The following is a 24,348-nucleotide window of genomic DNA, read 5'->3' on the forward strand; positions in this document are numbered from 1 at the left end:
AACAAATCCAGATGGATTCCGAGTGTAGCAAAAATTACAAACTTTGTAGAGTTTTACGCAACATATAGAAAAAAAACAGCCCATTCGGGCTGTTTTACACTATATATTGATTATGGTGGATTTATTATTATTCGACACGTTCGCCATGTTGGCTTAAATCCAGACCCATACGCTCATCATCAGATGCTACACGGATTCCAATGATCAAGTCGATGACTTTCAGGATAATGAAGGTCATGATCGCAGAGTAAGCAATTGTCGCCAGTACACCTTCCACTTGCACCCAAAGCTGATGCATGACATTTGCAGGAGCATTGTCCCCCATGATGAATTCGCTGGCAAAGAACGCGGTTAAAATCGCGCCGACAATACCACCTACACCATGCAAACCAAAAGCATCTAAAGAGTCATCGGCTTTCAATGCACGTTTCAGTGCAGTAATCCCCCAGAAACACACCACACCACCGATCAGACCCATCGCCAATGCACCACCTACAGTCACAAAACCTGCAGCTGGAGTAATGACCACCAGACCAGCAACTGCACCCGATACGCCGCCCAGTACAGAAGCTTTACCACGTGCCAGTTTTTCAGTGATTAACCAGGAGATGGCCGCTGCCGCTGCTGCGACTTGAGTCACGATCAAGGCATAGCCTGCAGAACCGTTGGCACCTAATGCAGAACCACCGTTGAAACCGAACCAGCCTACCCAGAGCAAAGATGCACCAACTACTGTAAGCGTCAGGTTATGCGGTGCCATAGATTCACGACCCAAACCCATACGTTTGCCCAGCATATATGCCGCTACCAGACCGGCAACACCCGAGTTGATATGTACAACCGTACCACCGGCAAAATCAAGCGCGCCGTCGTTACCTAACCAGCCACCACCCCATACCCAGTGGGTAATTGGTGCATAAACAATCACCACCCAAAGTGCGATAAAAGCAACGAAAGCACCAAATTTCATACGCTCTGCAATCGAACCGCTGATGATGGCAACCGTAATGATGGCAAAAGTCATTTGGAAAATCACAAACAGGATTTCAGGAATCGTGCCTGAAAGCGCCTCTGTGGTAATACCGGCCAGCATGAATTTATCCAGGCCACCTATAAAGGCATTGCCTTCACCGAAAGCTAGGGTATAACCAATAATCACCCAAGCAATACTGACCACCGCCGCAGCAATAAAGCTATGTGCCATCGTCGCCAGAACGTTTTTCTTGCGGACCATACCGCCATAAAATAGCGCCAAGCCAGGAATGGTCATGAGTAAAACTAGAGCGGTAGAGGTTAAAACCCAAGCGGTATCGCCGGTATCTAGCGTTGGTTCTTCTTCTGCAGGCGCTGCAGCTTCAACTGGCGCTGCTTCAGCAATTGCTGCTATCGTGTCTGTTGTTGTATTTGTTGTATCGCCTGCTTCTTCAACAAGCACAATTTCTTCTGTCGGTGCTGTTGCTGTTGCAGCTTCTTCAGCCCATGCAACAGAACCACCAAAAAGAGCGCCGGCCATGCCGAACGCGAGTAGCATTTTTTTCATTCGTATCCCCCAACCAAGTTTTTGTGAGTTATTAGGTACTCAGCAAACTTCGTGCCAAGTTAGACAGCGTCTGCACCTGTTTCACCTGTACGAATACGGATGACTTGTTCTAAGTTGGTCACGAAAATTTTTCCGTCACCGATTTTTCCAGTGCTCGCCACACGAGTAATAGATTCAATCACCGCGTCTACCATTTCATCGCTAATCGCGATTTCAATTTTGACTTTCGGCAAGAAATCTACAACGTATTCAGCACCACGATAGAGTTCAGTGTGGCCTTTTTGACGACCAAAGCCTTTCACTTCAGTTACAGTGATGCCTTGAACACCAATTTCAGACAATGCTTCGCGAACATCATCTAATTTAAAAGGTTTTACAATTGCAGTTACGAGCTTCATGTTTGTTTTCCTTCGGCTTATTTCACCAGTAAGGTTTTACGTTCAAATTTCATGCCAAGATTCCTAAGGTCGGGGGAAGTTAGAAAGCCCGGCATGTGGTTTATTTATACCTTATTTTATACGGATAAAGGCTTCGAATCTTCAAAAAATAGACATTTTTTATGTGGATTTTTACAATATCTTTAATCGAATAAGTCTATATTTTGTCTGAAATACTATAGTCTGCATTTTAGCAATGCTAAACTGTGCGCTCCTTTCTACGGCGATGGATCAGACGATGATTGAAACTTTATTACAAGCAATTTTGCAGCAAGTCGAACAACCTAAGAAAGATGTGGAACATAATATCCGTGCCCTGTTAAATGAAGCAGTGGCAAAAATGGATTTGGTGTCTAAAGAGGAAATAGAACGTCAGCGTACTGCCCTAAATAATGCCAATCATCGCTTGAATGATTTGCTGAAACAGGTAGAAGCATTAGAAGAGAAAATTTCGAACAAAAAATAAGCACAACTACAGTGCACAAAAGACACCAGAACTATAAAAATAACGCACCAAATTGGAACAATAATAATGTCTTTTGCCAAAATTTATACGCGAGGCTTGCTGGGCCTACATGCGCCTTTAATTGAAGTCGAAGTTCATGTGAGTTCGGGCATGCCTTCGCTCACTATAGTAGGGCTTCCCGAAGCGGCGGTACGCGAAAGTAAAGATCGGGTACGCTCTGCCATTTTGAATAGCGGCTTTCAATTTCCGACCAAACGTCTGACCATTAATCTGGCACCAGCAGATCTGCCAAAAGATGGCTCACGTCTGGATTTACCGATTGCATTAGGCATTTTAGTGGCTTCAGGCCAGCTGCCTGAAGATTGCACCGAGCATCTTGAATTTATTGGAGAATTAGCTCTCGATGGTCAATTACGTCCTGTCAGCGGCACCTTGAGTATTGCCATTGCCTGTCAAAGTGACCAGCATCAACTGATTTTGCCTGGCCCAAATGCACAGGAAGCCTGTCAGCTCCCAGACTTTAAAGTCTTTGCAGCCCATCATTTAAAAGAAGTGTGTGAACATCTTTCCCAGGCGCAGCGTTTGCCGCAAGTAGAAGCCCGCCCACTCGCTAAAGACCATTTTTATAAGTTTGATCTGGCGGATGTAAAAGGACAATTGCGACCACGGCGTGCTTTAGAAATTGCCGCGGCAGGTGGTCATTCCCTGCTGTTTCGAGGCCCACCTGGAACAGGCAAGACCTTGCTGGCTTCTCGATTGGCTAGTATTTTACCGCCCTTAAGGACGCAGGAAAATCTGGAAGTAGCCAGTATTTATTCGGTGGCGAATGCCAATCACCCTTTTGGGCAACGCCCGTTTCGAGCACCACACCATACTGCTTCTGCGGTAGCATTGGTTGGTGGCGGCTCATACCCCAAGCCAGGAGAAATTACTCTGGCACATTTAGGGGTTTTATTTCTGGACGAGCTACCAGAATTCGACCGCAAAGTGCTGGAAGTTCTACGTCAGCCTTTGGAAGCAAAGGAAATTGTCATTTCCCGGGCATCACGCCAGATTACTTTTCCCGCCAATTTCCAGTTGGTGGCCGCCATGAATCCCTGCCCGTGTGGTTATGCCTTTAATCAGGATATCCGCTGCCAATGTTCACCGGAAAGTATTAAACGCTATCAGAACCGGATTTCAGGCCCGTTGCTGGATCGGATTGATTTACATATTGATGTACCACCATTACAGGCGCATGAGTTACAGGACAATCGGCCTACAGAAAGCTCAGAAACGGTCAGACAACGCGTCATTGCAGCCTATGAAATTCAGATGCAACGGCAAAATACCTTGAATATGAGTCTGAGTCCAAAACAGCTAGAGCAATATGCCGCATTAGATCAGTCTGCTCAGAATATGCTTGAAATGGCTCAGCAAAAACTGAATTTATCCGCACGTGGCTATCATCGGGTCTTGCGTGTCGCACGCACCATTGCCGATTTAAATCAAAGTGCAGATATTCAAAGTCAGCATCTTTCGGAAGCCCTGTCTTATCGCGGGCAGCAGCAGATTTAGGTCATTAAAAAAGGCGACCTAAGGTCGCCTTTTTATCTAAAGAGAATTAGAAGCTATAACCCAGTCCGAATACGACTTTATTCTTTTGTTTTTCATCAAAACGGTCATAACCACCCAAGATATAATTCATGCTTGCAGTTACACCTGTGTCACCAAGTGGCTTGCTTAAACCGATGTCAAAATGACGGAAACCGAAACTTTCCGTAGTTCCTTCAATAAAGTCACCTGATTTTTCATAAGCATATAAGCCTAAAGCTGTATCCAAGCTGAAATCTTGTGGTAAAGCATAGCTATAAGTGGCTTTTAAATAGGTATCACCTGCATTGCCCCAAGTGGTATCTTCAAGAAGGGTTTGTGCTGTAACGCCCAAATCTTTATAGCTCATACCCAATAACAGCTCAAATCCATCAGAATTGACATCAGATTCATAATAATAGTAGTAAGTCGTACCGATCGTTAAACCTAAGTCATCATTGACTGCGTGGCTATAGCCAGCATAGAAGTTATTTTCGAAAGCATCACGTCCTTCTTCAGACAAAGTGTAATCTAGCGTAGATCCCCACCAACCTGCATAGAAGCCAGACGCATGGTTATAATCGAGTCCACCTTGTAAGGTAGCGCCGCTATTTTCAGGAATGTTAGTAATACCACGCAGGTTATAGCTTGAAAGTACGCTTATATTTCCAGATACCGTATGTTCAGCAACAGGTTCTTCGGCAAAAGAAAAAGAAGATACAGCGCCCAATAAAGCAAGAGATAATACTTTTAATGTTAATTTCATTGTGTGGCTCCCCCAGATCGTCTGAGACGTTTTTATGATCATTGATTAAACTCAAGCTCAAAATTTGCAAGAGCTATGCCAATCTGGATAAAAGGAACCAAAATAATAAATCTGAAAAGACAAATAAAATTTAAACCATTGTTTTTAAATAAAAATTAAAATTATGAAAAAATGAATTATCTAAGCTTTCTTTTAAATAAATGTAGTTAAGGGTATTTCATCAATTTTTTAATACTTATACATAATCATTTACAATTTGCCCTATTTTGATTCCATTTTTGTAATGATCAAAATTTGTGCTAAAAAATAGTGCGTAATTTTTGATCATATTTTTTGGACTTTCCAAAATAAACAAGCTGATCATATTCATTTCATCACTTCAGAAATATCATTTATACCTGTCAATAGAGTTATGTTTTTACTAACTTTTTACCGACAGGTTGAAAATTAATCACCTCAAATCCTTACTATTGTTTAATTTGAGTTAAAAAATCTAAACTTTAGTGGAATATATCTAATAAAAAATGACATTTTTTCAGCATTTCTTATACAATTCCTAAAAAATTCCGATCAATTTGTATAAGGCTCTCTTCCCAATGCAAAATTCAAAAAAATTAACGTTAGCAGTTTTGATTCAGGCTGCTTTGGTTTCTACTGCTTTCGCTAGCGAGCAAAGTGAATCGAAAGGTTTTGTAGAAGATGCAGAAGGTTCTGTACTTTTCCGTACCGGTTATTTGCACCGCGATAAAATCAACTATAACGACAATCAAACCGGTGCACGTGAAGTTGTTAATGATACAAGCTCAGCTGCTCAAACTGCGATCGTTAAATTAGACTCTGGTTTTACCAAAGGTGTAGTCGGCTTTGGTGCGGGTATCATTGGTGATGCATCTTTCAAATTGGGTGAAAATGCACATGCCGGTAATGACATGATTCCTCAACATCCCGATGGTTCAGCTTATGATCACTGGGCACGTGGCGGCGCATATGTAAAAGCACGTGTTTCAAACACGACTGCTACTTATGGTACTCAGGTTTTAGACTTACCTGTACTTGCAAGCAATACTGCGCGTTTAGTACCTGAATACTTTACAGGTGTATTGGTTGAAAGTAATGAAATCGAAAACTTAAGCCTCGTTGCTGGTAAATTTACTGAAAACCAGCGTTCAAGCCAGATCAAATCTGATGGTAATGAATTGGATCGCGCAGTAGTTTGGGGTGCAAAATACAAATTTAATGATGCAGTTAATGCTTCTTATTATGGTACAGACATTAAAGACCGCCTAGAGCGTCATTATGTCAATGCCAATTATAGTTATGCATTGGCGAATGGTAGTACTTTAACTCATGACTTTAGTGGCTATCATACTGATTGGGATAAAAAATCCGACGTCAGTGCATATACATACTCACATACAACTGATGACTTTAATAACTTAAGCAACAATATTTGGGCAATTTCTACGACCTATAATAAAGGCCCACACAATGTCATGCTTGCTTACCAACAAAATACGGGTAATACAGGTTATGACTATGGTTTAGGTAAAGGTGTAGGTGATGGTCATCAAACCATTTATATGCCGAACTCATACCTGTCTGACTTCATTGGTAATGATGAAAAATCAGCACAGCTTCAATACACTTATGATTTCGGTGCAATGAATGTTCCTGGCCTATCTTGGACTTCTGCATTTGTTTATGGTTGGGATATTGATGTTGCTAATCAAAATGATCGCTCTCAATTAATCACTAGTGATGCTCAAGAACGTGAATTCTTTAATCAGGTAAAATATACAGTTCAATCTGGTTTTGCTAAAGACACTAGCTTACGTGTACGTCACTCATACTACCGTGCGAGTGATGAATACCAATACGGAAACTACATTGGTGACACTAATGAATGGCGTATCTGGTTAGACATTCCTGTGAAATTATTCTAATTCACTTGAGTTTCAAGCCATAAAAAAACCTGCACATTGTGCAGGTTTTTTTATTCCAGGCTTTAAAAAGTTAAAACCTGAACGATAAAAAGCAATTATTTATTTGCTTCTGCATAAGCAGCAATTGAGTCCAGTACTTCTTGTTTCGCAACATCAGCACCTTCCCAACCACTCAGCTTGACCCATTTGCCTGGCTCAAGATCTTTGTAATGCTGGAAGAAATGTTCGATCTGGCTGATCAACAATGGAGGAAGATCAGTATATTCCTGAACATCTTTGTAGATTGGAGTCAGCTTGTCATGTGGAACTGCAACCAGTTTCGCATCAACACCACCATCATCTTCCATGTTCAATTTACCGACAGGACGACAACGAATGACTGAACCTGGCTCTACTGGATGAGGTGTTACCACCAGTACGTCTAATGGGTCACCATCAAGCGATAGTGTGTTTGGTACATAACCGTAGTTTGCTGGGTAGAACATTGCTGTACCCATGAAACGGTCTACAAATAACGCATCAGAATCTTTATCGATTTCGTATTTGATTGGTGCTGCATTTGCAGGAATTTCGATGATCACATAGATATCGTTTGGCGCATCTTTACCCGCTGGGATATTGCTGTAGCTCATAGCATCACTCTTTAACAAGTTATATCTTTTAAAAAACCGCGACAATTATAACGGTTTTTAAAGATTATTTTGGATTTTAAAATATCGAACTGTAAATATGTCCGCAGACCTGATGACTTAAACTAACTTGATGATCAGCAGCAATAAAGCTACCGGACATAACATCGAGAGCAACCATACGATAGAGCGTAAAGTCGCCCAGTTGGCTAAATAGCAGATTCCGTACAACACACGAAAAACCAGATAAGCTACACCAAAAGTCATCACTACACTTTGCGGCACCACCATATATTCCGCCATTAGAATAGCAGCAATAAAGAGTGGCAAACTTTCAAAGCTATTCTGCTGGGCAGCATTGGCGCGACTGGCCAAGCCTGAAGACTTTTCTAAAAATGCCCGTGGATTCTGATTGTCTTTAGTGCTGAAGCCTGCTGATTTTTTTGCAATCAATGTAAACACATAAGGCAAAAGACAAGCGGCCAAAATGAGATAAATAACCCCACTAATGCTGTGCATCTGTTTTTTCTCATGAAAATTTTATCTCTATCATAGCATGGCATTTCGTGAATAAATTTTGTTAAATAGAGTGCTTTTTATTACTTGTTAAGGATTCACTATGGTCGCGCCTGATCAAAATGAAATGTTCGATGTCCTCGAGAAACAACGCCAGCATCAACGTCAAGTGGATCGCGTATTAAAAATTGTCCTACCGATTGTGGCATTTCTGATGGCTGTCATTTGTGCCAATATGAATATCTGGTCACCAATCTTCACCTTTGCCATTTTATGGATTGCCTTTTATTTCGTCGGTATCAAGCGTATGCCTCTCTGGCACTGGCTGGTCGCGATTCTGGTGTATTGCTTGGTCGATAACATTCTAAGTTATGGCAGCTTTAATCAAACCGGATTTACTCGCCAGTTTGGCACCATGTTTATCTTCTTGGGAGTAGTTGGTGTAGGTCGTCCTTATTTTGATCGCTGGTTAATGAAAAAATAAAAAGTCCAAATCAAAAAAGCGCCTGACGGCGCTTTTTTTCTTGCAGGTATTAGGCTGTTTTACGCAGATCTTTACGCAGGATTTTACCTACGTTAGATTTTGGTAATTCATCCATAAACTCGACATAACGTGGACGTTTATAACCGGTCAGGTTTTCTTTAGCGAATGCTAAAACTTCTTCTGTGGTTAAAGACGGATCTTTTTTCACAACAAACAGTTTTGGCACTTCACCTGATTTTTCATCTGGCACACCAATCGCAGCCACTTCCAGTACTTTTGGATGAGTTGCTACAACCTCTTCAATCTCAGATGGATAGACGTTAAAACCAGACACTAGAATCATGTCTTTCTTACGATCTACAATTTTCACATAACCACGTGAATCCATAACACCGATATCACCGGTACGGAAGAAGCCATTCACCATGACCTTTTCAGTTTCATCTGGACGGTTCCAGTAGCCTTTCATGACCTGAGGACCACGGATTGAAATTTCACCTTGCTCACCCAGTGAAACTTCATTGCCTTCATCATCCAGAATAGCCACTTCAGTCAATGGCAATGGAATGCCAATAGTGCCACTGAATTCTTCAGACGCAGGTGGGTTTGCTGTTGCCACCGGAGAAGTTTCAGACAAGCCATAACCTTCAACGATATTGGTTCCGGTAACTTTCTTCCATGCTGCTGCGGTAGAAGGAAGTACGGCCATACCGCCGCCCATCGCCATTTTCAATTTGCTATGATCAAGTTGCTTGAACTCTTCATTGTTTACCAGCGCATTGAAAAGTGTGTTCACTGCCGGGAAGAAAGTCGGCTGGTATTTACGTAGCTCTTTCATCACCGCAGGTAAATCACGCGGGTTTGGAATCAGAACATTCGCCTGACCTTTGTACATACCGTAAAGTGCGCATACCATGAATGCAAAGATATGATAAAGCGGCAAAGCACAGAAAATACGGTCATCTGGCTGACCATCTTGCGCACCAAATTTGCTCTGGAAAATACCGTCACACTGCAACATGTTCGCAACCAGGTTACGATGTGTCAGTTCAGCACCTTTAGATACGCCTGTGGTACCACCTGTGTATTGAAGAACTGCTGTATCGCTAAGGGTCAATTCAGGGCGTTTATAGTTACTTGGATTAACTTTAGATAACGCCGCATTGAATCTCACATGGCCTGGAATATCCCAAGCTGGAATTTGCTTGCGTACAGAACGCAATACAAAGTTCACCAGTGTCCCTTTCAAGGCACCCAGCATGTCACCGACAGAAGCGACCACGACATGTTTCACCGGTGTTTTACCAATAATCGCTTGATAAACAGAAGCAAAGTTTTCAATAATCACCAGCACTTCAGCGCCAGAGTCATTTAATTGATGCTCAAGTTCACGTGATGTATAGAGTGGATTCACGTTGACCAGTACCAAACCTGCGCGGAACACCCCAAGTGCCACAACCGGATACTGAAGAACGTTTGGCATCATCACTGCCACACGTGAACCTTTTGCCAACCCCAAGCTTTGTAGATAAGTTGCAAACTTGCGGCTCGCCTCTTCCAATTCATTGAAAGTCATAGCCTTATCCATAAAGATAAAGGCATCACGCGAGCCGAATTTTTGGAAATTACGCTCAAAAACATCTACTAGAGAAGTATTTTCTGCTGGTAATTCTACTGTTTCTGGAATCCCTGTTTTTTGGTATTCAGCAAACCAAATTTTTTCCATAATGGCCATCTCTCCAATCATAATCCTTAGTATTTCAACTGTTTTTTTCAATATCACACGCCATTTTTAGACTTGTATATGTGCGATATTGCATCCATCTTGTTGAATCGTTGTTCATATATAACGTATTTCGCAGGATGGATGCTAGTCTTATCTTTGAATCAACAGTTTATTTGCTTTTTGATATCCGCGTGGTAAAAGCTGTCCTTTTGCACCGCGCTTACCGATATATTTGCGCAAATCATCCCCTTTTAATTTTAACTGCTGTTGTCCTGCAAGCACTTGAATTATTTCATCAAGCTTCAATATTGTCATGGACAAAATTTGATCACTATCTTCAAGTTGTATCAATTTATTTCCTTTACCTTTGTTCAATACAGGTAATTCTGCTAAATCGACAATCAACAGGCGTCCTGCTGAACTGAGCAGTGCAACATGGGTGGCATCATCGAGTGGCTGCAGGTTCATGACCTCTGCCCCTTCAGATAAATTCAGGAAAGCTTTCCCCGCTTTGGCACTGGTATCCAGCTGCTTGGCCTGGGTTTTAAAACCATAACCTTTATTACTTGCCGCTAGAATTTCAGTTTCATCCTCTGCCACCAGAACCTGTTTAAAACCCACCCCACTGCCAGGAGACAGTTTTGAACTGAGCGGCTCACCGAGACCACGTGCGGATGGCAATGTGTTGATGGCCAAGGCATAGCTACGGCCAGTGTCATCTAATACATAAACGCGTTGATTGGATTTGCCCTGTGCATGACTCAAGTACTGATCACCCGCACGGAAATTCAGATTTTCTGCATCGACTTCATGACCTTTGGCACAGCGAATCCAGCCAGCTTCTGATAACACCACCGTTACCGGATCGGCCGGCAACATTTCAGTTTCATTAATTGCAGCAGCTTCGGCACGTTGTACGATTGGCGAACGGCGATCATCACCAAATTTCTTGGCATCGTCTTTCAGTTCAGAAATGATCAGGCTTTTTAAAGATTCTAGATTGGCCAGTTGTTCACGAATTACTGCCGCTTTTGCTTCCAGTTCTTCCTGCTCACGGCGCATTTCCATTTCTTCAAGCTTGGCTAAATGACGCAATTTTAGTTCTAGAATCGCTTCGGCCTGAATCTCGTCAATATTAAAACGCTGCATCAAAACTGGTTTTGGCTGATCTTCTTCACGAATAATCTGAATCACTTCGTCAATATTCAGATAAGCAATGATCAGACCGCCGAGAATATGTAGGCGTTTTTCGATCTTGTTCAGATGATATTGCAGACGGCGTGTTACCGTGGTTTTACGGATTTCAATCCATTCCAGCAAAATACGACGAATTGATTTCACCTGTGGACGGCCATCGGCACCAATCATGTTCATATTGACACGATAACTGGATTCCAGATCGGTGGTGGCAAACAAGTGACTCATCACCGATTCGGCATCAATACGATTCGAACGCAGAACAATGACTAAACGGGTTGGATTGGCATGATCCGATTCATCCCGTACATCACTGACCAGTGGCAGTTTTTTGGCCTGCATCTGATCGGCAATCTGGGTGATGATTTTGGAGCCTGAGACCTGATATGGCAGTTCGGTGATGATAATTTCGTTTTTATCGACGCTATAGACCGCACGCATGCGATAACTGCCACGACCTGTGGTCTGAATTTTTAACAGTTCAGCAGGCGGGGTGATAATTTCGGCTTTGGTCGGCAAGTCTGGCGCGGGAATATATTCTGCGATTTTTTCATCGGTCAGGTTCGGATTACGAATTAGCGCAATCGTCCCTTTGACCACTTCACGCAGGTTATGCGGTGGAATGTCTGTGGCCATACCGACAGCAATACCAGTGGTGCCATTCAGCAAGATGTTCGGTACACGTGCCGGCAAGTTCACCGGTTCTTTCATCGAACCGTCAAAGTTGTCCTGCCATTCACAGGTGCCCTGTCCCAGTTCAGACAGTAATAGTTCACTGTACTGGGAAAGCTTGGCTTCGGTATAACGCATCGCTGCGAAAGACTTTGGATCATCTGGTGAACCCCAGTTGCCCTGCCCTTCAATAAACGGGTAACGATAACTAAAGGGCTGTGCCATCAGCACCATGGCTTCATAACAGGCCGAGTCACCATGCGGATGGTATTTACCCAGTACGTCACCGACCGTACGTGCCGATTTCTTCGGTTTGCTGGTCCATTTCAGGCCCAGTTCACTCATGGCATAGACAATCCGGCGCTGTACCGGTTTCAGGCCATCGCTAATATGAGGGAGTGCCCGATCCATAATCACGTACATGGCGTAATTCAGATAAGCTTGTTCGGTAAATTCTGCTACGGAGCGGTTTTCTGTCGCATGATGCGCAAGGCTTGTCATAACAACCTATAGTCCTAAATAATTCGTTTTTGTATCAATGTTTCTTATGCTAAGTCGTGGCTGTAGATGACACAAGGGCATCAAATCGTTCAGCGCGACAATTTGTGTCTTATGGCCTAAAAATATCCACTTTATAGGCCCTAAGCAACTAAAAAATCATTCCCTTTATAAGCCCATCGATTCCAGGGTCTTGCCTTTGGTTTCTTCACCCAGGACCAGAATCACAATCGCGACAGCGACCAAAACTGCCGTAAACATGGTAAAGACATAGCTGAAACCGTTTGGCATGCCCATCAGATGGGTTACTGCAAAAGGTGCCGCGATACCGCCAATCCGGCCTACTGCACCAGCCCAGCCTGAACCAAAGGCACGGATATTGGTCGGATATTGTTCCGGGGTATAAGTGTAGAGCACGCCCCAGGCACCCAGATTAAAGAAGGACATCAGACAGCCCCAAATCACGATTTCAGTAACACTACCCGACTGGCCAAAGAAATAGGCCGAGATCGCGCACATACCGATAAAGCCGGCCAGAGTCGGCTTACGACCCAGCTTTTCGACCAGCCATGCCGCCACCAGATAACCGGGCAACTGCGCCAGAATCATAATCAGCACATATTCAAATGACTGGACAATGCTATAACCTTCTTTGACCAGTAAACTTGGTAACCAGGTAAAAATGCCATAATAAGAGAAAATAATACCGAACCAGATCAGCCATAGCATAAGCGTACGGCGTGCAAAAATACCCGACCATAACTGTGAAAATGAAATATTCTGCTTCTCTGCAACGGGTTTCACTTCAAAAATTTCATAGACTTGAACGCCACATTGACGCTCAATCTTTTTGACCAGTGCCGAAGCTTCCTCTATACGACCACGGTTAATCAGGAATGGAATAGATTCCGGTACCATTTTCCAGATTACAATGGCATACAGCGCAGGCAGGCCACCAATCATGAAAGCAGTTTGCCAACCAAAATCAGGAATAACAAAGCGCGATACCAGCGCCGCAACCAGCCAGCCTAGCCCCCAAAAACTTTCCAGCAAGACAATAAAACGGCCACGCACATGTGCAGGAATATATTCACTGACCAGCGTTACGGCCACGGGTAACTGACCACCCAAGCCTAAACCGACAATAAAACGGAATACTAGTAGCCAAGTCAGATTCGGTGCAAAAGCGCAGGCTGCCGTGGCCAAGCTATAAATGACCAGAGTCGCAGCAAAGACTGTTTTACGGCCAAAACGGTCTGCCAGGCCACCTGAACAAATCGCCCCGATCGCCATGCCGACAAAACCGATCGACACTACCCAGCTTTTTTGATCCGCAGTCATCTGCCAGTCTTCAGCCATTTTGGCCAGGATAAAGGAAATCAATCCGGTATCCATCGCATCAAACATCCAGCCCAGTCCAATCACCACCAGCAAGGTGTAGTGAAACCTACCAATCGGTAAGCGTTGTATGCGAGAAACTAAATCCATAACAAAAATCTCTGATCAGGTGGAACGGGAGATGCTGCTTTCTCAACAGGTGGGCTGCTTTATATTTTTTATACTACGAATTGAGTTGAATGCGGCTATTTTTATTGCCGCACTTCATACATTTAAAAATTAAGATTCGTCTTTGGAAGATGCCGAGTGCTCATCATCATCTTTATAAATGAATTTTGGCATTTCCAGACCAAAATAGATGGCGATCAAACGTAAGCTAAAACCAAAGATCAGGGTAGACAGAATGGTCAGATCCTGCGACAAGCCGTAGTGACTACAGAGCCAGTAAAAGATCACTGAAACAAAGGCAATACTGGCATACAGTTCACGGCGGAACACCAGCGGTACGTCATTACATAAAATATCACGCAAAATCCCGCCAGACACACCGGTCAAGACACCCGCAACGGCGCTGACCACAAAACCATGTCCCATTTCCAGGGCAATCTGACAGCCAATAATGGTAAAGCCAATGAGCCCCAAGGCATCCAGTACCAGGAAGACATTACGTAACTGTCGCATCCATTTGGCAATCAGGATGGTGACGAAGGCGGCGCAACAGGTCAGCACCAGATATTCGGGATGTTTGACCCAAGTCAAGGGATAATGTCCGAGCAGAACATCACGGACCGAACCACCGCCCAGTGCCGTGACACAGGCAATAATCATCACGCCAAACCAGTCCATGCTGCGCCGGCCAGCGGACAGTGCCCCGGTCATGGCTTCAGCGGTAATTGCAATAATATAGATGACGGTCAGTAACATCGCCCTGCTTCCACCTGAGGCTATGAGATGGCGGCTATTCTAAGCTAAATCTGTGTGAAAGTTATAAGAATCCGGCACAACATTGCTTAAATTTTTTCCCCGAACCACAAATGCAGGCCTATTTCATGGTGATGTTATGGTCTGTAGTCGGATCCAGAAAATACCAGCGACCTTCAAACTTCACAAAATGCGAAGCTTCATGATGCACCTGTGCCTGCTTGCCATCATGATAATGTGCCTTAAACTCGACCAAGGCATGATTTTTATCTAGTTTTTCATTGGCTTGAACAATTTCAAGCTTTAACCATTGATTGGCTTTACTCCATTCACTAATTGCCTGCAGGTCCAGCGCTTGTTGCTGACCCAGCGCAGTCGTGGTTTTGATGTAATCGATTTCATGCTTGGCGAAGGCACTGTAACGGGAACGCATGAGTTGCTGTGCAGTCTCTGCGACCTTTTGCCCTACATGCAGTGGCTGACAACAACTGTGATATTCGCCTTGTCCACATGGACATGCTTCTGACATTTCAGTTCCATAAAAATAGCCCGACAATGCGGGCTATTTTAGCAAACTTTACAGGCCAAACATTGGCTAGAATCTAGTCCTGTGCAGGAAGCTGCGGAATGATATGCACTTTATCGATCTTATGACCGTCCATCGTCACTACCTCAAAGATATGCCCATCTGCTTCAAACTTTTCACCGCTATGTGGTAAACGTGCCATATGGAACAATACATAACCAGATAAAGTCGAATATTCTTCGGTTTCATTGACCAGATCACGATCCAGCAGCAAGGAAACATGACGAATATCGGTGGAACCATCCAGAATCAGGCTGCCATCTTCCAGGCTTTCCGCGGCGGCTTGCAACTCATCTTCATCCGGGAATTCACCGGCAATTGCTTCAAGAATATCAATTGGGGTGGCAATCCCTTCAATTGAACCATATTCATTCAGGACAATTGCCATCTGCAATGGAGCCTGACGCAACTGTTCCATCACCATCAAGACCTGGGCATTTTCATGCACGATCACCGGTTCACGTAAGTGCTTTTCAAAATCCAGCACCCCGGTTTCAATGTATTCGTTCAGGACTTTATGAGTCAGTACCACCCCGGCAATATTATCGAGTTCACTACGCGCCACGATCAGACGCGAATGGCTCATCTGCAATAACTGTTCTTTAATACTGTCGGCATCATTGTCCAGATCAATCCATTCCAGTTCAGGACGTGGCGTCATCACCGACTTGACCGGACGTTCCGACAGACCCAGTACCCCCTGCACCATGACACTGTGATAAATACCGTTTTCATCATTAAAGACTTCATCAGCAAAGGCACGTGTCGCCAGAACATCTTCCGGCTCAGAAGAATCATTGTCCTGAGCAGGTTTGCCGCCGAGCATGCGCATCACTGCTGAAGCAGTACGGTAGCGCATGTCGGTGGTGGTCACCATTTTTTCCTGATTGCGTTTCATGGTCTGGTTGATAAATTCGACAATGACTGAGAAACCAATCGCAGCATATAGATAGCCTTTCGGAATATGAAAACCAAAGCCCTCTACAACCAGTGAAAAACCGATCATCATCAAGAAGCCCAGACACAGAATCACTACGGTCGGATGTCTGTTGACGAAATCCATCAGAGCTTTGGATGCCCAGAGCATAATCCCGATGGCAATAATCACGGCAATCATCATCACTGACAGGTCTTTGACCATACCAACCGCAGTAATCACGCTGTCTAATGAGAATACGGCATCCAGCACCACGATCTGGACAATCACCATCCAGAATACCGCATGGACCGGATTTTCTTCTTTGATGACGGGTTTGGCTTCCAGACGCTCATGCAGTTCCATGGTGCCTTTAAACAGCAGGAACACCCCACCAAACAATAGAATCAGATCGCGGCCCGAGAAAGCATGATCAAAGATGTGGAATAGTGGATCAGTGAGGGTCACTACCCAGGCAATCGAGGCCAGTAAGATCAAACGCATCAGCAGGGCCAGCATCAAGCCGACAATCCGCGCCGTATTACGTTGTTCTGGTGGCAGTTTCTCCGCCAAAATAGCAATGAAAACCAGATTGTCGATCCCGAGTACAATCTCAAGAACAATCAACGTGAGTAAACCGACCCAGGCTGAAGGGTCTGACATCCATTCAAAGATCATACGCTTGGCTCCTGAAGCTCAGGACTGCAGCATGGAATCACCTGACGCTGTGACACAGCAAAACAGAATTTTTTATATTGAATAAGATCAATTATTTGGCGTAGATTTATAAAGTTAAACGGCCAACTACCACTACCCATCGTCGTTCTATTGTTGTGAAACCAATTTTCAGTATATCAAGATCAATTTGAAATTCACCTGTTTTCATAGCTGTTTATCGATGAATTTTGCTGAGCCCTATTGCAGTGAAAATGTCCCTGCTCACAGAATTGTCATATTTATTAATTAAGCTATAGTCACAAGAAAGAAAAATGATAAGGTGAAGAAAATAAATGCAAAGCGTAATTCAAATGACAGATTATTTTAAAGAAAACTCCCCAAAAACAACACGCCCTCTAGTGGCTCTCTATTGTGGTTCACGTGCAGGCAACAAACCGGTTTATTTAGAAAAAGCCATTCATCTCTCGCAAGGACTGGCAGAACATGGTTTCGGGCTGGTTTACGGTGGCGCCAGTATTGGCTTGATGGGACAGGTCGCGGATGCCATGATCCAGCATGGCGGTGAAGCTGTAGGGGTGATTCCTGAATTTATGCTGGATTATGAAATTGCCCATAACCAGCTCACCGAATTACATGTGGTGACCAGCATGCATCAACGCAAGGCTATGATGGCCGAGCGGGCCTGTGCCTTTGTGGCATTACCGGGTGGACTGGGCACGTTTGAGGAAATTCTGGAAATTGCCACTTGGGGTCAGCTAAACCAGCACCAGAAACCGATGATGCTCTATAACGTGAATGGCTTCTATGATGCCTTGATTGCGCAGCTGGACCGCGCCGTTGAAGATGGTTTTTTACCGCCACAGCATCGTGCCAAACTGATCATTTGTGAACACGAAGAAGAAATTTATACGACTTTAACCAATTTAGGCCATCCGCAAAGATTTGTAGTCTAAGCTTCTCAAGCAATAAAAAAGCGAGCACCTAGCTCGCTTTTTTATTGGATTTTTAATATCAGGTCTTATTGACCATAATTCGTCACAAACTCATAAAACATCGGCAAAGTCGTTGCCAGAATGACCGACATAGCCAGACCGAACATCAGTTTCATGGCATCTGCACTGACATTGCGTGACGTACGATGTTTATTGACTTCATCCAGAATCATCGACATGGCAAATTCACGACCTGCAAGTAATCCCAGGAATACCCAAGTGGTACTCATTGGAATATTGCTCCACTCTTTGAAGATCAACAGGATAATGGCATACAGGAAGTCGATAATCGTCGCAGCACGAATGTCGGTCACACCGGTTTTGGTATCGACAATTTTCTGGATGGCCCCACCACGTTGATACAGAATCACGCCCAGCAACACTACGAATACCGCAATCGCAAACATCAGGAATTCAAACGGTACCTGACGCGGCACATACACGAAGATGTTGGCCAGATCCTGAATCAGCCATTGGCTCCACAGGAAACCGGTAGATACCCACTGCAAGCCCATCCAGACCTTGGAGTGTTCCTGATGACGTGTCTTGGCAAAATGGCGTGCCAGCTGCTTGACCACAAAACGATAGATGACAATCGCCACCACAAAGGCCACCGCATAGCCCATCATCGATTTGACCATCATCGAGCCTAAGCTGGCGGGAGAAAAAATCGTAAGCACCAGGAAAGTGGTACTGACTGGAATCCCGTATTTGGTCAGCATCAACAGCAGAATTGGCGGCACAATGTACAGCCAGGTAATGCCACCTTCAGGGAAAGGAATCGTTTCTAAACGACCGTATGAGGCATCACCCACCCCAGATGCATACCAACCATAGACCAATACGACAATTAAAATTGAGCTGATATAAATCCACAATACCCACCATGGGCGATGTGAATTCGAAGAAATAAATGTCCCTAAGGTTTGAGGTACATCATTTCCGACAATAGAGTAAGCGGCCAAACAGAAGCCGATCACCATCAAAATCTCGATTGTCATAAAAACAAACCTATACGCGAGGAGATTTCAGCAGTGCTGAAAAGTTGGCCCAAGATTATGACGGTTTTATTTCATTTTAATGACAAGACTGTCATATATATGGTCACCTTACAAAAAAGCGCACCGAAGTGCCCTGAATTTAAAAGCTTTTGACTACTTGAGATTTACTTGATAAATCGTGGTACTGCCACTGACTTCATGGCCGACCACCAGGAGGGGTTTCTTATTCGGGGAGTCTTTGGCGGGGATAAATACCAAACCTTCCGGTCCTAAATCACCGGCTTGTCCCATTTCAATCTGCGCTGTAGTCGCTTTAAAATCACGTGAATTAATATATTGCACGAAGACTGGTGATGCAGGTGTAGACACATCATAGACCATGATGCCACCGACACGCTCCAGCCCAATAAAGGCAAAGGTTTTTTGGCCAATCTGCCCCAAGGTCACCCCTTCAGGTTCCGGCCCTTTATTGTCACTGCGATTATCCAGTCCGGCTTCTTCATGATTAAAGTTGAAAATTTCAGGATGATGTTTGGCAATATACTGCTCAAATTGATCGCCCGAATCCCATACCAGTTCTAAACCGGTCTGCTGATCATTTTCCACCCAGATACTGACCGAGCGGGTACCAAAGCTATATAAATGATCATAGACCAGATTGCCCCGTTCATTCAGTTTGGCTGTACCATCGGCATTTTTTTGATAGCCTTCGGTCCAACTAATATTTAACCGACCAAGCAGATGATCTTCACGGCAGTCTTTGGCATCCCCTGCAATAGCACCGCAGTAGGCAAAGTTAGCCGGATTGAGTTCTGCACCTTTGGCCAATACCCGAAGATGGGCTGGTAAATCATCACCCAAACGGCGGTCAAAACCTTTGGCATGGACCAAGTGTTTCACCCGCCATTCTTCTACAAAGCCCTGGCTGGTATCGTTATTGAAATATGCAGGATTGTTTTCACCCCAGGCACGGGCATCGCCTTCATTGGCAGACACAATATAGGTTTTGCCCGCGACCTCGAAACTTGCAATCGCATCTGGCATATATAAGCCACGGACATTGGCCCAAGTTTGAATATTGATTTTGCCTTTACCGTCGACACCATCCGCATCGCTGACATCCATGCCATGACCCTTCATGCCATGATCTTTGAAGCCAAATGGATAAACAGCGAGTACCTTGGCAGAAGCCACATCAATTTTGGCCAAGGCATTGTTTTCTTGTAAGGCAACCCAGGCGGTTTTTCCATCTTTTGAAACAGTAATGTACTCAGGTTCAAAATCCTGAGCTGCGCTGGCCTTTGGTCCGAAAATGCGGATGCCCTGTTCACGCAATGCTGCTTCCCGTCCATTCAAGGCCTTAAAGTCTGCTGTACGAACGATCGGGGCTTTTAAATTGGCCAGACTAATGACAGACACTGAACCTTCTGGATCGACCTGATAATCATCAGAAGGCTCGCCTTCATTGGCCACCAGCAAGCTTTGACCATCCGGTGTGAAAGTCAGCATGTCCGGCAAGGCACCCACCTGTACGTGGGCCAACTTGCTCAGGTCTTTGGCCTGATATAAGGCCACATAGCCAGGATCGGTTTTCACAGCAGCCTGAATCGCAATGGCGACAATGCCATTATGTACCGCGACACTGTTGACCTCAGCCTCTGGCGCAATGTCATCGACCGTGATAGATGTTATTTTTTTCGGCTGATCAGGTCGACTTAAATCCAGTACATCTAATACGCCTTCTTTGGCATTGACCACGAATAGGCGTTGACTCTCGGCATCAAAGGCCGGAATTTCTGCTGCACTTTGCGCAAACACACCCGATTCATAAGCGGCTAATTTGCTTAACTCGATCGAGTTCGGTGTAGCCTCAACGATTGGAACCGGCGTTTCATTTTCATTCTCACTTCCACATGCCACCATCCCCACAGCCAGCATGGCCACTATCAATGACTTTAATTTTAATTTCATTTTTTTGTTGATCTATCATGAAGAATTCGTGACCAATTTATAACCAGAGCATTGCAGTGCCATGACAGATCGGTTGCAGTTCCTTGACACAACACCGCATAAAAGTTGAAACGCTTTATATACGACAGACTCGGCTGATTCCTTTAAACTATTCAAAATTTTCAGTTTTCCAGAATTATGAATGCCACGCCTACGCATCAAGCCTTAGATCCCGAGTTCAGACTGTTGGTCTTGTTGGTCTCTATTGGCTTTTTCATGCAGGGGCTGGATACCACCATTATTAATACCGCCTTACCTGCAATTGCCCAAAATTTGCAGGAAGATCCGCTACGCATGCACAGTGTGGTCGTGGCTTATGTGCTGTCTGTGGCGGCCTGCATTCCCTTAAGTGGCTGGCTGGCAGACCGGTTCGGGGTCAGAAATACCTATTTTGCTGCGATTATTATTTTCTCTTTGGCCTCTTTGGGCTGTGCCTGGTCAAGTAGCCTGAATGAATTATTGGTGTACCGGATCTTTCAAGGGATCGGTGGTGCATTATTGCTGCCGGTCGGCCGTTTGGCGATGCTGAAGATCATTCCCCGTACCCAGTTTCTGGCCGCCATGAGCCTGATGAGTCTGGCCGGCCTGATTGGTCCTTTAATTGGGCCGACCCTAGGTGGCTGGATGGTCGAATATCTGTCCTGGCATTGGATTTTCCTGATCAATTTGCCGATTGGCTTGCTGGGCGCACTGATTACCTTTAAGGCCATGCCGAATGTACTTGAACCTACAGTCGCTCGCTTTGATTATTGGGGCTTTATCTTGCTGGTCGTGGCCATGGTGGGCCTCTGTCTGGGAATTGAAAATTTTGCCAGTCCACAAAACTCGCTGTGGTGGAGCCTGAGCCTGATTCTAGCCGGTTTATTGGCCACCCTGGTTTATGCCTATCATTCGCATACGCATAGCAATGCCCTGTTTCGCAGCCGGCTGTTTAAAAATAAAATTTATGCGATTGGTATTTTGGGTAATTTCTTTGCCCGTCTCGGCGGTAACTCGATTCCGTTTTTACTGCCGCTGATGTTGCAGGTGGCTTTCGGTTTCGAACCTTTTATTACCGGTTTATTGATGATTCCGACTGTGCTTGGTTCGCTGGCCTCCAAACCGATTATCCGCAACATCATTCAGCGTTTTGGCTACCGTCGGGTCTTGCTGGTCAATACCTTACTGGTAGGTCTATGTATTGCCAGTTTTGCCCTGACCACGGCGGAAACCCCAATCTGGCTCCGTGCGATTCATTTCTTTATCTTCGGCATTTTAAATTCACTGCAATTCGTGTCGATGAATACCCTGACCTTAAAGGACTTAAGCCAGCAGGATGCCAGTAGCGGCAACAGTTTCCTGTCGATGATCATGATGCTGTCAATGAGTATCGGGGTGGCACTGGCAGGAACACTGGTGAACATGCTGAGTGCCTATTACGGCGCTGACAATCTGGTGGCTGCTTTTCATGTATCACTGATCTGTTTAGGCTGCATCAATATTATTGCGGCCTATATTTTCTGGCATATTCCTAAAAATACCCCGGTTTGATGCGCTATATTCACTTTGGGCTGATTGTAAGTTTTAGGCTAAATCACATATAGGCAAGGACTGAAAATGCAAAAAAATCAGGCTCCGAACAGAGTTCATAAATCGCTCTTGATTGGGCTGGGCATACTGATCACTGTGATCACGATCGCCATGGTCTATCTCTGCCTGATGAAAGCACCGTCTGCCCATGCAGCCGATTATCCTATTCAGGGTTTTGATGTATCGCATCATCAAAAAGAGATTCAGTGGCAGCAGATTTCGCCTGAAAAATACCGTTTTGTTTATCTGAAAGCCACTGAAGGCGGCGACTTTAAAGATACCCGTTTTCAGGAAAATTGGTTGAAAGCACGTGAACATGGCTTTTTGGTCGGTGCCTATCATTTCTACCGCCTCTGCCGCGATGGCAGCATTCAGGCACAGAACTTTATTGACGCTGTTCCCAATAAACCGGATGCCTTACCGCCAGTAATTGATCTGGAATATGACAGCAAATGCATCAATACCTATTCTAAAGAGCAGCTTTTAAACGAAATTCAGGTGATGCACGATGCCCTGAAAAAGCATTATGGCAAGCAGCCGATTTTCTATATTTCTAAAGCTTTTTATAATATTGTACTGGCAGGACACTTTCCTAACGTACCACTCTGGGTACGTGAATACAAAGGTCTGCCTGATTTAAAAGATCAGCCTAAATGGACGTTTTGGCAACATACCAGTCAGGGGAAAATTCCCGGTATTACCACACCGGTAGACCTGAATGTTTTTTATGGCTCAGAACAGCAATGGCTGGATTTTCTCAAAAAGAATGCGATTGTAGTAACTTCATCTGAGAATAAAGCGAAATAAAGCTGATCGCCTGAAAACAAGTTCTTTATAAAAACAACAAGGAAATAAAAAGATTGAAATGGATAAAAGGCGTTTTACTCGGTCTGGTGATTCTACTCCTACTCATCGCGGGTATGCTGGCTTATCTGTTGCAAGCTTCGGGCAAGGTTAGTGACTTTAAAGCGCGGCAGCCGCAAACCGGTATATCCGTTCACGGGCTTACAGTCAAATTTTTTGGTGTGTCCACCCTGTTACTCGATGATGGCCACGATCAGATCCTGATCGATGGTTTCTTTGGCCGGCCATCTTTGTGGCAAGTACTTAACCGCCCTATTCAAAGTGACAGGCTACTCATTGAACAACTGGTGCAACACCATGAATTGAGCCGAACCCAAGCCATTCTGGTCAGTCACTCGCATTATGATCATGTTCTGGATATACCGGCCTTACTGGAGATGCTTCCCAAAACTGCTATCGTCGGTTCACCGAGCACACTGAATATCGCCCGGGCAAATCCCAAAGTTACTCCACAGCAATTACAGCTGGTTAAGCCTTGGCAAATACAGCAATGGGGCCATTTCCAGATCACTGCCATTCCCTCACAACATACCCCGCCTACAGCGGTAAATGATGATTTAGGCGAAGAGCTGCTGCAGCCTTTCACCCTTCCGGCTAAATTTTCCGAATTTAAGGAAGGTGGCAGTTTCGATTACCTGATTGAGCATGTGGGATATAAAATTCTGGTCAAGGCCAGTACCGGATTTATCCCGGATCAATTTAAAAACCTACAGGTCGATACTTTATTTTTAGGCATTGCCCAGCCTTCCAGACAATCCGATTCCTATCAGCAGCAATATCTGGCTGAAACCCTGAATATGCTCAAGCCTAAAGTGGTGATTCCGATACATTGGGATGATTTTTTTCAGCCTTTAAAGCAGCCACTGCAATTTTTACCTCGTCTTGCCGATGACACCCCAAAAAGTTTGAATCTTCTGATTCAGGCTGCCGAGACACAAGGGACAAAAGTCGTCCTGCTCAGCGAACCGCAGCCCTATTTACTCAACTCAGCCTTCGCTTCCCAATCCGATTAAAGCCCCTTAAGATA

21 protein-coding genes and 1 pseudogene are annotated in these 24,348 nt (G+C 44.5%); 8 read left to right on the forward strand and 14 right to left on the reverse strand.

Annotation, left to right across the window (positions count from 1 at the left end; genetic code table 11):
* Positions 1 to 127: 127 nt before the first annotated feature.
* Both NI464_RS09545 and glnK read right to left on the reverse strand, forming a co-directional pair.
* On the reverse strand, positions 128 to 1,540 hold the full coding sequence (locus tag NI464_RS09545) for an ammonium transporter (RefSeq protein WP_180086764.1): 1,413 nt from the start codon (positions 1,538 to 1,540) through the stop codon (positions 128 to 130).
* Positions 1,541 to 1,599: 59 nt separating this feature from the next.
* Complete coding sequence (glnK, locus tag NI464_RS09550) at positions 1,600 to 1,938, reverse strand: P-II family nitrogen regulator (RefSeq protein ID WP_004281042.1); 339 nt, start codon at positions 1,936 to 1,938, stop codon at positions 1,600 to 1,602.
* 277 nt (positions 1,939 to 2,215) lie between these two features.
* On the opposite strand from glnK, the gene NI464_RS09555 reads away from it, so the two are divergent.
* Together NI464_RS09555 and NI464_RS09560 are read left to right on the forward strand one after the other, a co-directional pair.
* Positions 2,216 to 2,443 carry an accessory factor UbiK family protein gene (locus NI464_RS09555; RefSeq protein WP_168730904.1) on the forward strand — a complete coding sequence of 76 codons (228 nt, stop codon included), beginning with the start codon at positions 2,216 to 2,218 and terminating at the stop codon, positions 2,441 to 2,443.
* Positions 2,444 to 2,509: 66 nt separating this feature from the next.
* The gene (locus tag NI464_RS09560; RefSeq protein WP_253138244.1) at positions 2,510 to 4,000 is read left to right on the forward strand and encodes a YifB family Mg chelatase-like AAA ATPase; all 1,491 of its coding nucleotides are present in this window, start codon (positions 2,510 to 2,512) and stop codon (positions 3,998 to 4,000) included.
* 46 nt (positions 4,001 to 4,046) lie between these two features.
* On the opposite strand, the gene NI464_RS09565 is transcribed toward NI464_RS09560, so the two are convergent.
* A complete protein-coding gene (locus NI464_RS09565; RefSeq protein WP_085064601.1) occupies positions 4,047 to 4,781 on the reverse strand; it encodes a TorF family putative porin in 735 nt (244 codons plus the stop codon).
* Between the two features lie 596 nt (positions 4,782 to 5,377).
* Here NI464_RS09565 and NI464_RS09570 point away from each other — a divergent pair.
* Complete coding sequence (locus NI464_RS09570; RefSeq protein ID WP_085064600.1) at positions 5,378 to 6,724, forward strand: OprD family outer membrane porin; 1,347 nt, start codon at positions 5,378 to 5,380, stop codon at positions 6,722 to 6,724.
* A 95-nt stretch (positions 6,725 to 6,819) separates the two neighbouring features.
* Here the strand turns inward: NI464_RS09570 and ppa are convergent, their stop codons facing one another.
* Together ppa and NI464_RS09580 are read right to left on the reverse strand one after the other, a co-directional pair.
* Complete coding sequence (gene ppa / locus NI464_RS09575; RefSeq protein ID WP_004281037.1) at positions 6,820 to 7,356, reverse strand: inorganic diphosphatase; 537 nt, start codon at positions 7,354 to 7,356, stop codon at positions 6,820 to 6,822.
* Between the two features lie 117 nt (positions 7,357 to 7,473).
* Positions 7,474 to 7,872 carry an MAPEG family protein gene (locus tag NI464_RS09580; RefSeq protein WP_253138245.1) on the reverse strand — a complete coding sequence of 133 codons (399 nt, stop codon included), beginning with the start codon at positions 7,870 to 7,872 and terminating at the stop codon, positions 7,474 to 7,476.
* Positions 7,873 to 7,972: 100 nt separating this feature from the next.
* On the opposite strand from NI464_RS09580, the gene NI464_RS09585 reads away from it, so the two are divergent.
* Positions 7,973 to 8,353 (forward strand): hypothetical protein, encoded by a 381-nt coding sequence (locus NI464_RS09585; RefSeq protein ID WP_005108436.1) that lies wholly within the window; start codon positions 7,973 to 7,975, stop codon positions 8,351 to 8,353.
* A gap of 49 nt (positions 8,354 to 8,402) precedes the next feature.
* Here the strand turns inward: NI464_RS09585 and NI464_RS09590 are convergent, their stop codons facing one another.
* The 7 genes and pseudogenes from NI464_RS09590 to NI464_RS09615 all read right to left on the reverse strand — a co-directional run bounded on the left by NI464_RS09590 (position 8,403) and on the right by NI464_RS09615 (position 16,885).
* Positions 8,403 to 10,079 carry an AMP-binding protein gene (locus tag NI464_RS09590; RefSeq protein ID WP_253138246.1) on the reverse strand — a complete coding sequence of 559 codons (1,677 nt, stop codon included), beginning with the start codon at positions 10,077 to 10,079 and terminating at the stop codon, positions 8,403 to 8,405.
* A gap of 150 nt (positions 10,080 to 10,229) precedes the next feature.
* Entirely contained in the window at positions 10,230 to 12,449 is a 2,220-nt protein-coding gene (parC, locus tag NI464_RS09595; protein WP_253138247.1) for a DNA topoisomerase IV subunit A, read from the reverse strand.
* A 165-nt stretch (positions 12,450 to 12,614) separates the two neighbouring features.
* Positions 12,615 to 13,934 carry a niacin transporter NiaP gene (gene niaP, locus NI464_RS09600; RefSeq protein ID WP_004281032.1) on the reverse strand — a complete coding sequence of 440 codons (1,320 nt, stop codon included), beginning with the start codon at positions 13,932 to 13,934 and terminating at the stop codon, positions 12,615 to 12,617.
* A gap of 129 nt (positions 13,935 to 14,063) precedes the next feature.
* Positions 14,064 to 14,708: a trimeric intracellular cation channel family protein gene (locus NI464_RS09605; protein ID WP_004644893.1), complete on the reverse strand. Its 645-nt coding sequence runs from the start codon at positions 14,706 to 14,708 to the stop codon at positions 14,064 to 14,066.
* A 61-nt stretch (positions 14,709 to 14,769) separates the two neighbouring features.
* A pseudogene (locus NI464_RS15950) lies at positions 14,770 to 14,823 on the reverse strand (SEC-C metal-binding domain-containing protein); the annotation flags it as partial.
* Positions 14,824 to 14,826: 3 nt separating this feature from the next.
* Positions 14,827 to 15,234 carry a YchJ family protein gene (locus tag NI464_RS09610; protein ID WP_253138248.1) on the reverse strand — a complete coding sequence of 136 codons (408 nt, stop codon included), beginning with the start codon at positions 15,232 to 15,234 and terminating at the stop codon, positions 14,827 to 14,829.
* 73 nt (positions 15,235 to 15,307) lie between these two features.
* Positions 15,308 to 16,885: a TerC family protein gene (locus NI464_RS09615; protein WP_253138249.1), complete on the reverse strand. Its 1,578-nt coding sequence runs from the start codon at positions 16,883 to 16,885 to the stop codon at positions 15,308 to 15,310.
* A gap of 332 nt (positions 16,886 to 17,217) precedes the next feature.
* Here NI464_RS09615 and NI464_RS09620 point away from each other — a divergent pair, with 332 nt between their 5' ends.
* Positions 17,218 to 17,838, forward strand: coding sequence for an LOG family protein (locus NI464_RS09620; protein WP_004281026.1), 621 nt, complete (start codon positions 17,218 to 17,220; stop codon positions 17,836 to 17,838).
* Between the two features lie 65 nt (positions 17,839 to 17,903).
* On the opposite strand, the gene NI464_RS09625 is transcribed toward NI464_RS09620, so the two are convergent.
* Positions 17,904 to 18,878: a hypothetical protein gene (locus NI464_RS09625; RefSeq protein WP_004281025.1), complete on the reverse strand. Its 975-nt coding sequence runs from the start codon at positions 18,876 to 18,878 to the stop codon at positions 17,904 to 17,906.
* 153 nt (positions 18,879 to 19,031) lie between these two features.
* Entirely contained in the window at positions 19,032 to 20,849 is a 1,818-nt protein-coding gene (locus NI464_RS09630) for a choice-of-anchor I family protein (RefSeq protein ID WP_420914107.1), read from the reverse strand.
* 177 nt (positions 20,850 to 21,026) lie between these two features.
* Here NI464_RS09630 and mdtD point away from each other — a divergent pair, with 177 nt between their 5' ends.
* The 3 genes from mdtD to NI464_RS09645 all read left to right on the forward strand — a co-directional run bounded on the left by mdtD (position 21,027) and on the right by NI464_RS09645 (position 24,334).
* Entirely contained in the window at positions 21,027 to 22,418 is a 1,392-nt protein-coding gene (gene mdtD / locus NI464_RS09635; RefSeq protein WP_005249647.1) for a multidrug transporter subunit MdtD, read from the forward strand.
* A gap of 66 nt (positions 22,419 to 22,484) precedes the next feature.
* Entirely contained in the window at positions 22,485 to 23,264 is a 780-nt protein-coding gene (locus NI464_RS09640) for a glycoside hydrolase family 25 protein (protein WP_253138250.1), read from the forward strand.
* Between the two features lie 53 nt (positions 23,265 to 23,317).
* The gene (locus NI464_RS09645) at positions 23,318 to 24,334 is read left to right on the forward strand and encodes an MBL fold metallo-hydrolase (RefSeq protein ID WP_253138251.1); all 1,017 of its coding nucleotides are present in this window, start codon (positions 23,318 to 23,320) and stop codon (positions 24,332 to 24,334) included.
* Positions 24,335 to 24,348 lie beyond the last annotated feature (14 nt).

It is taken from the genome of Acinetobacter lwoffii (genome assembly GCF_024129685.1).
Lineage (GTDB): Bacteria > Pseudomonadota > Gammaproteobacteria > Pseudomonadales > Moraxellaceae > Acinetobacter > Acinetobacter lwoffii_X.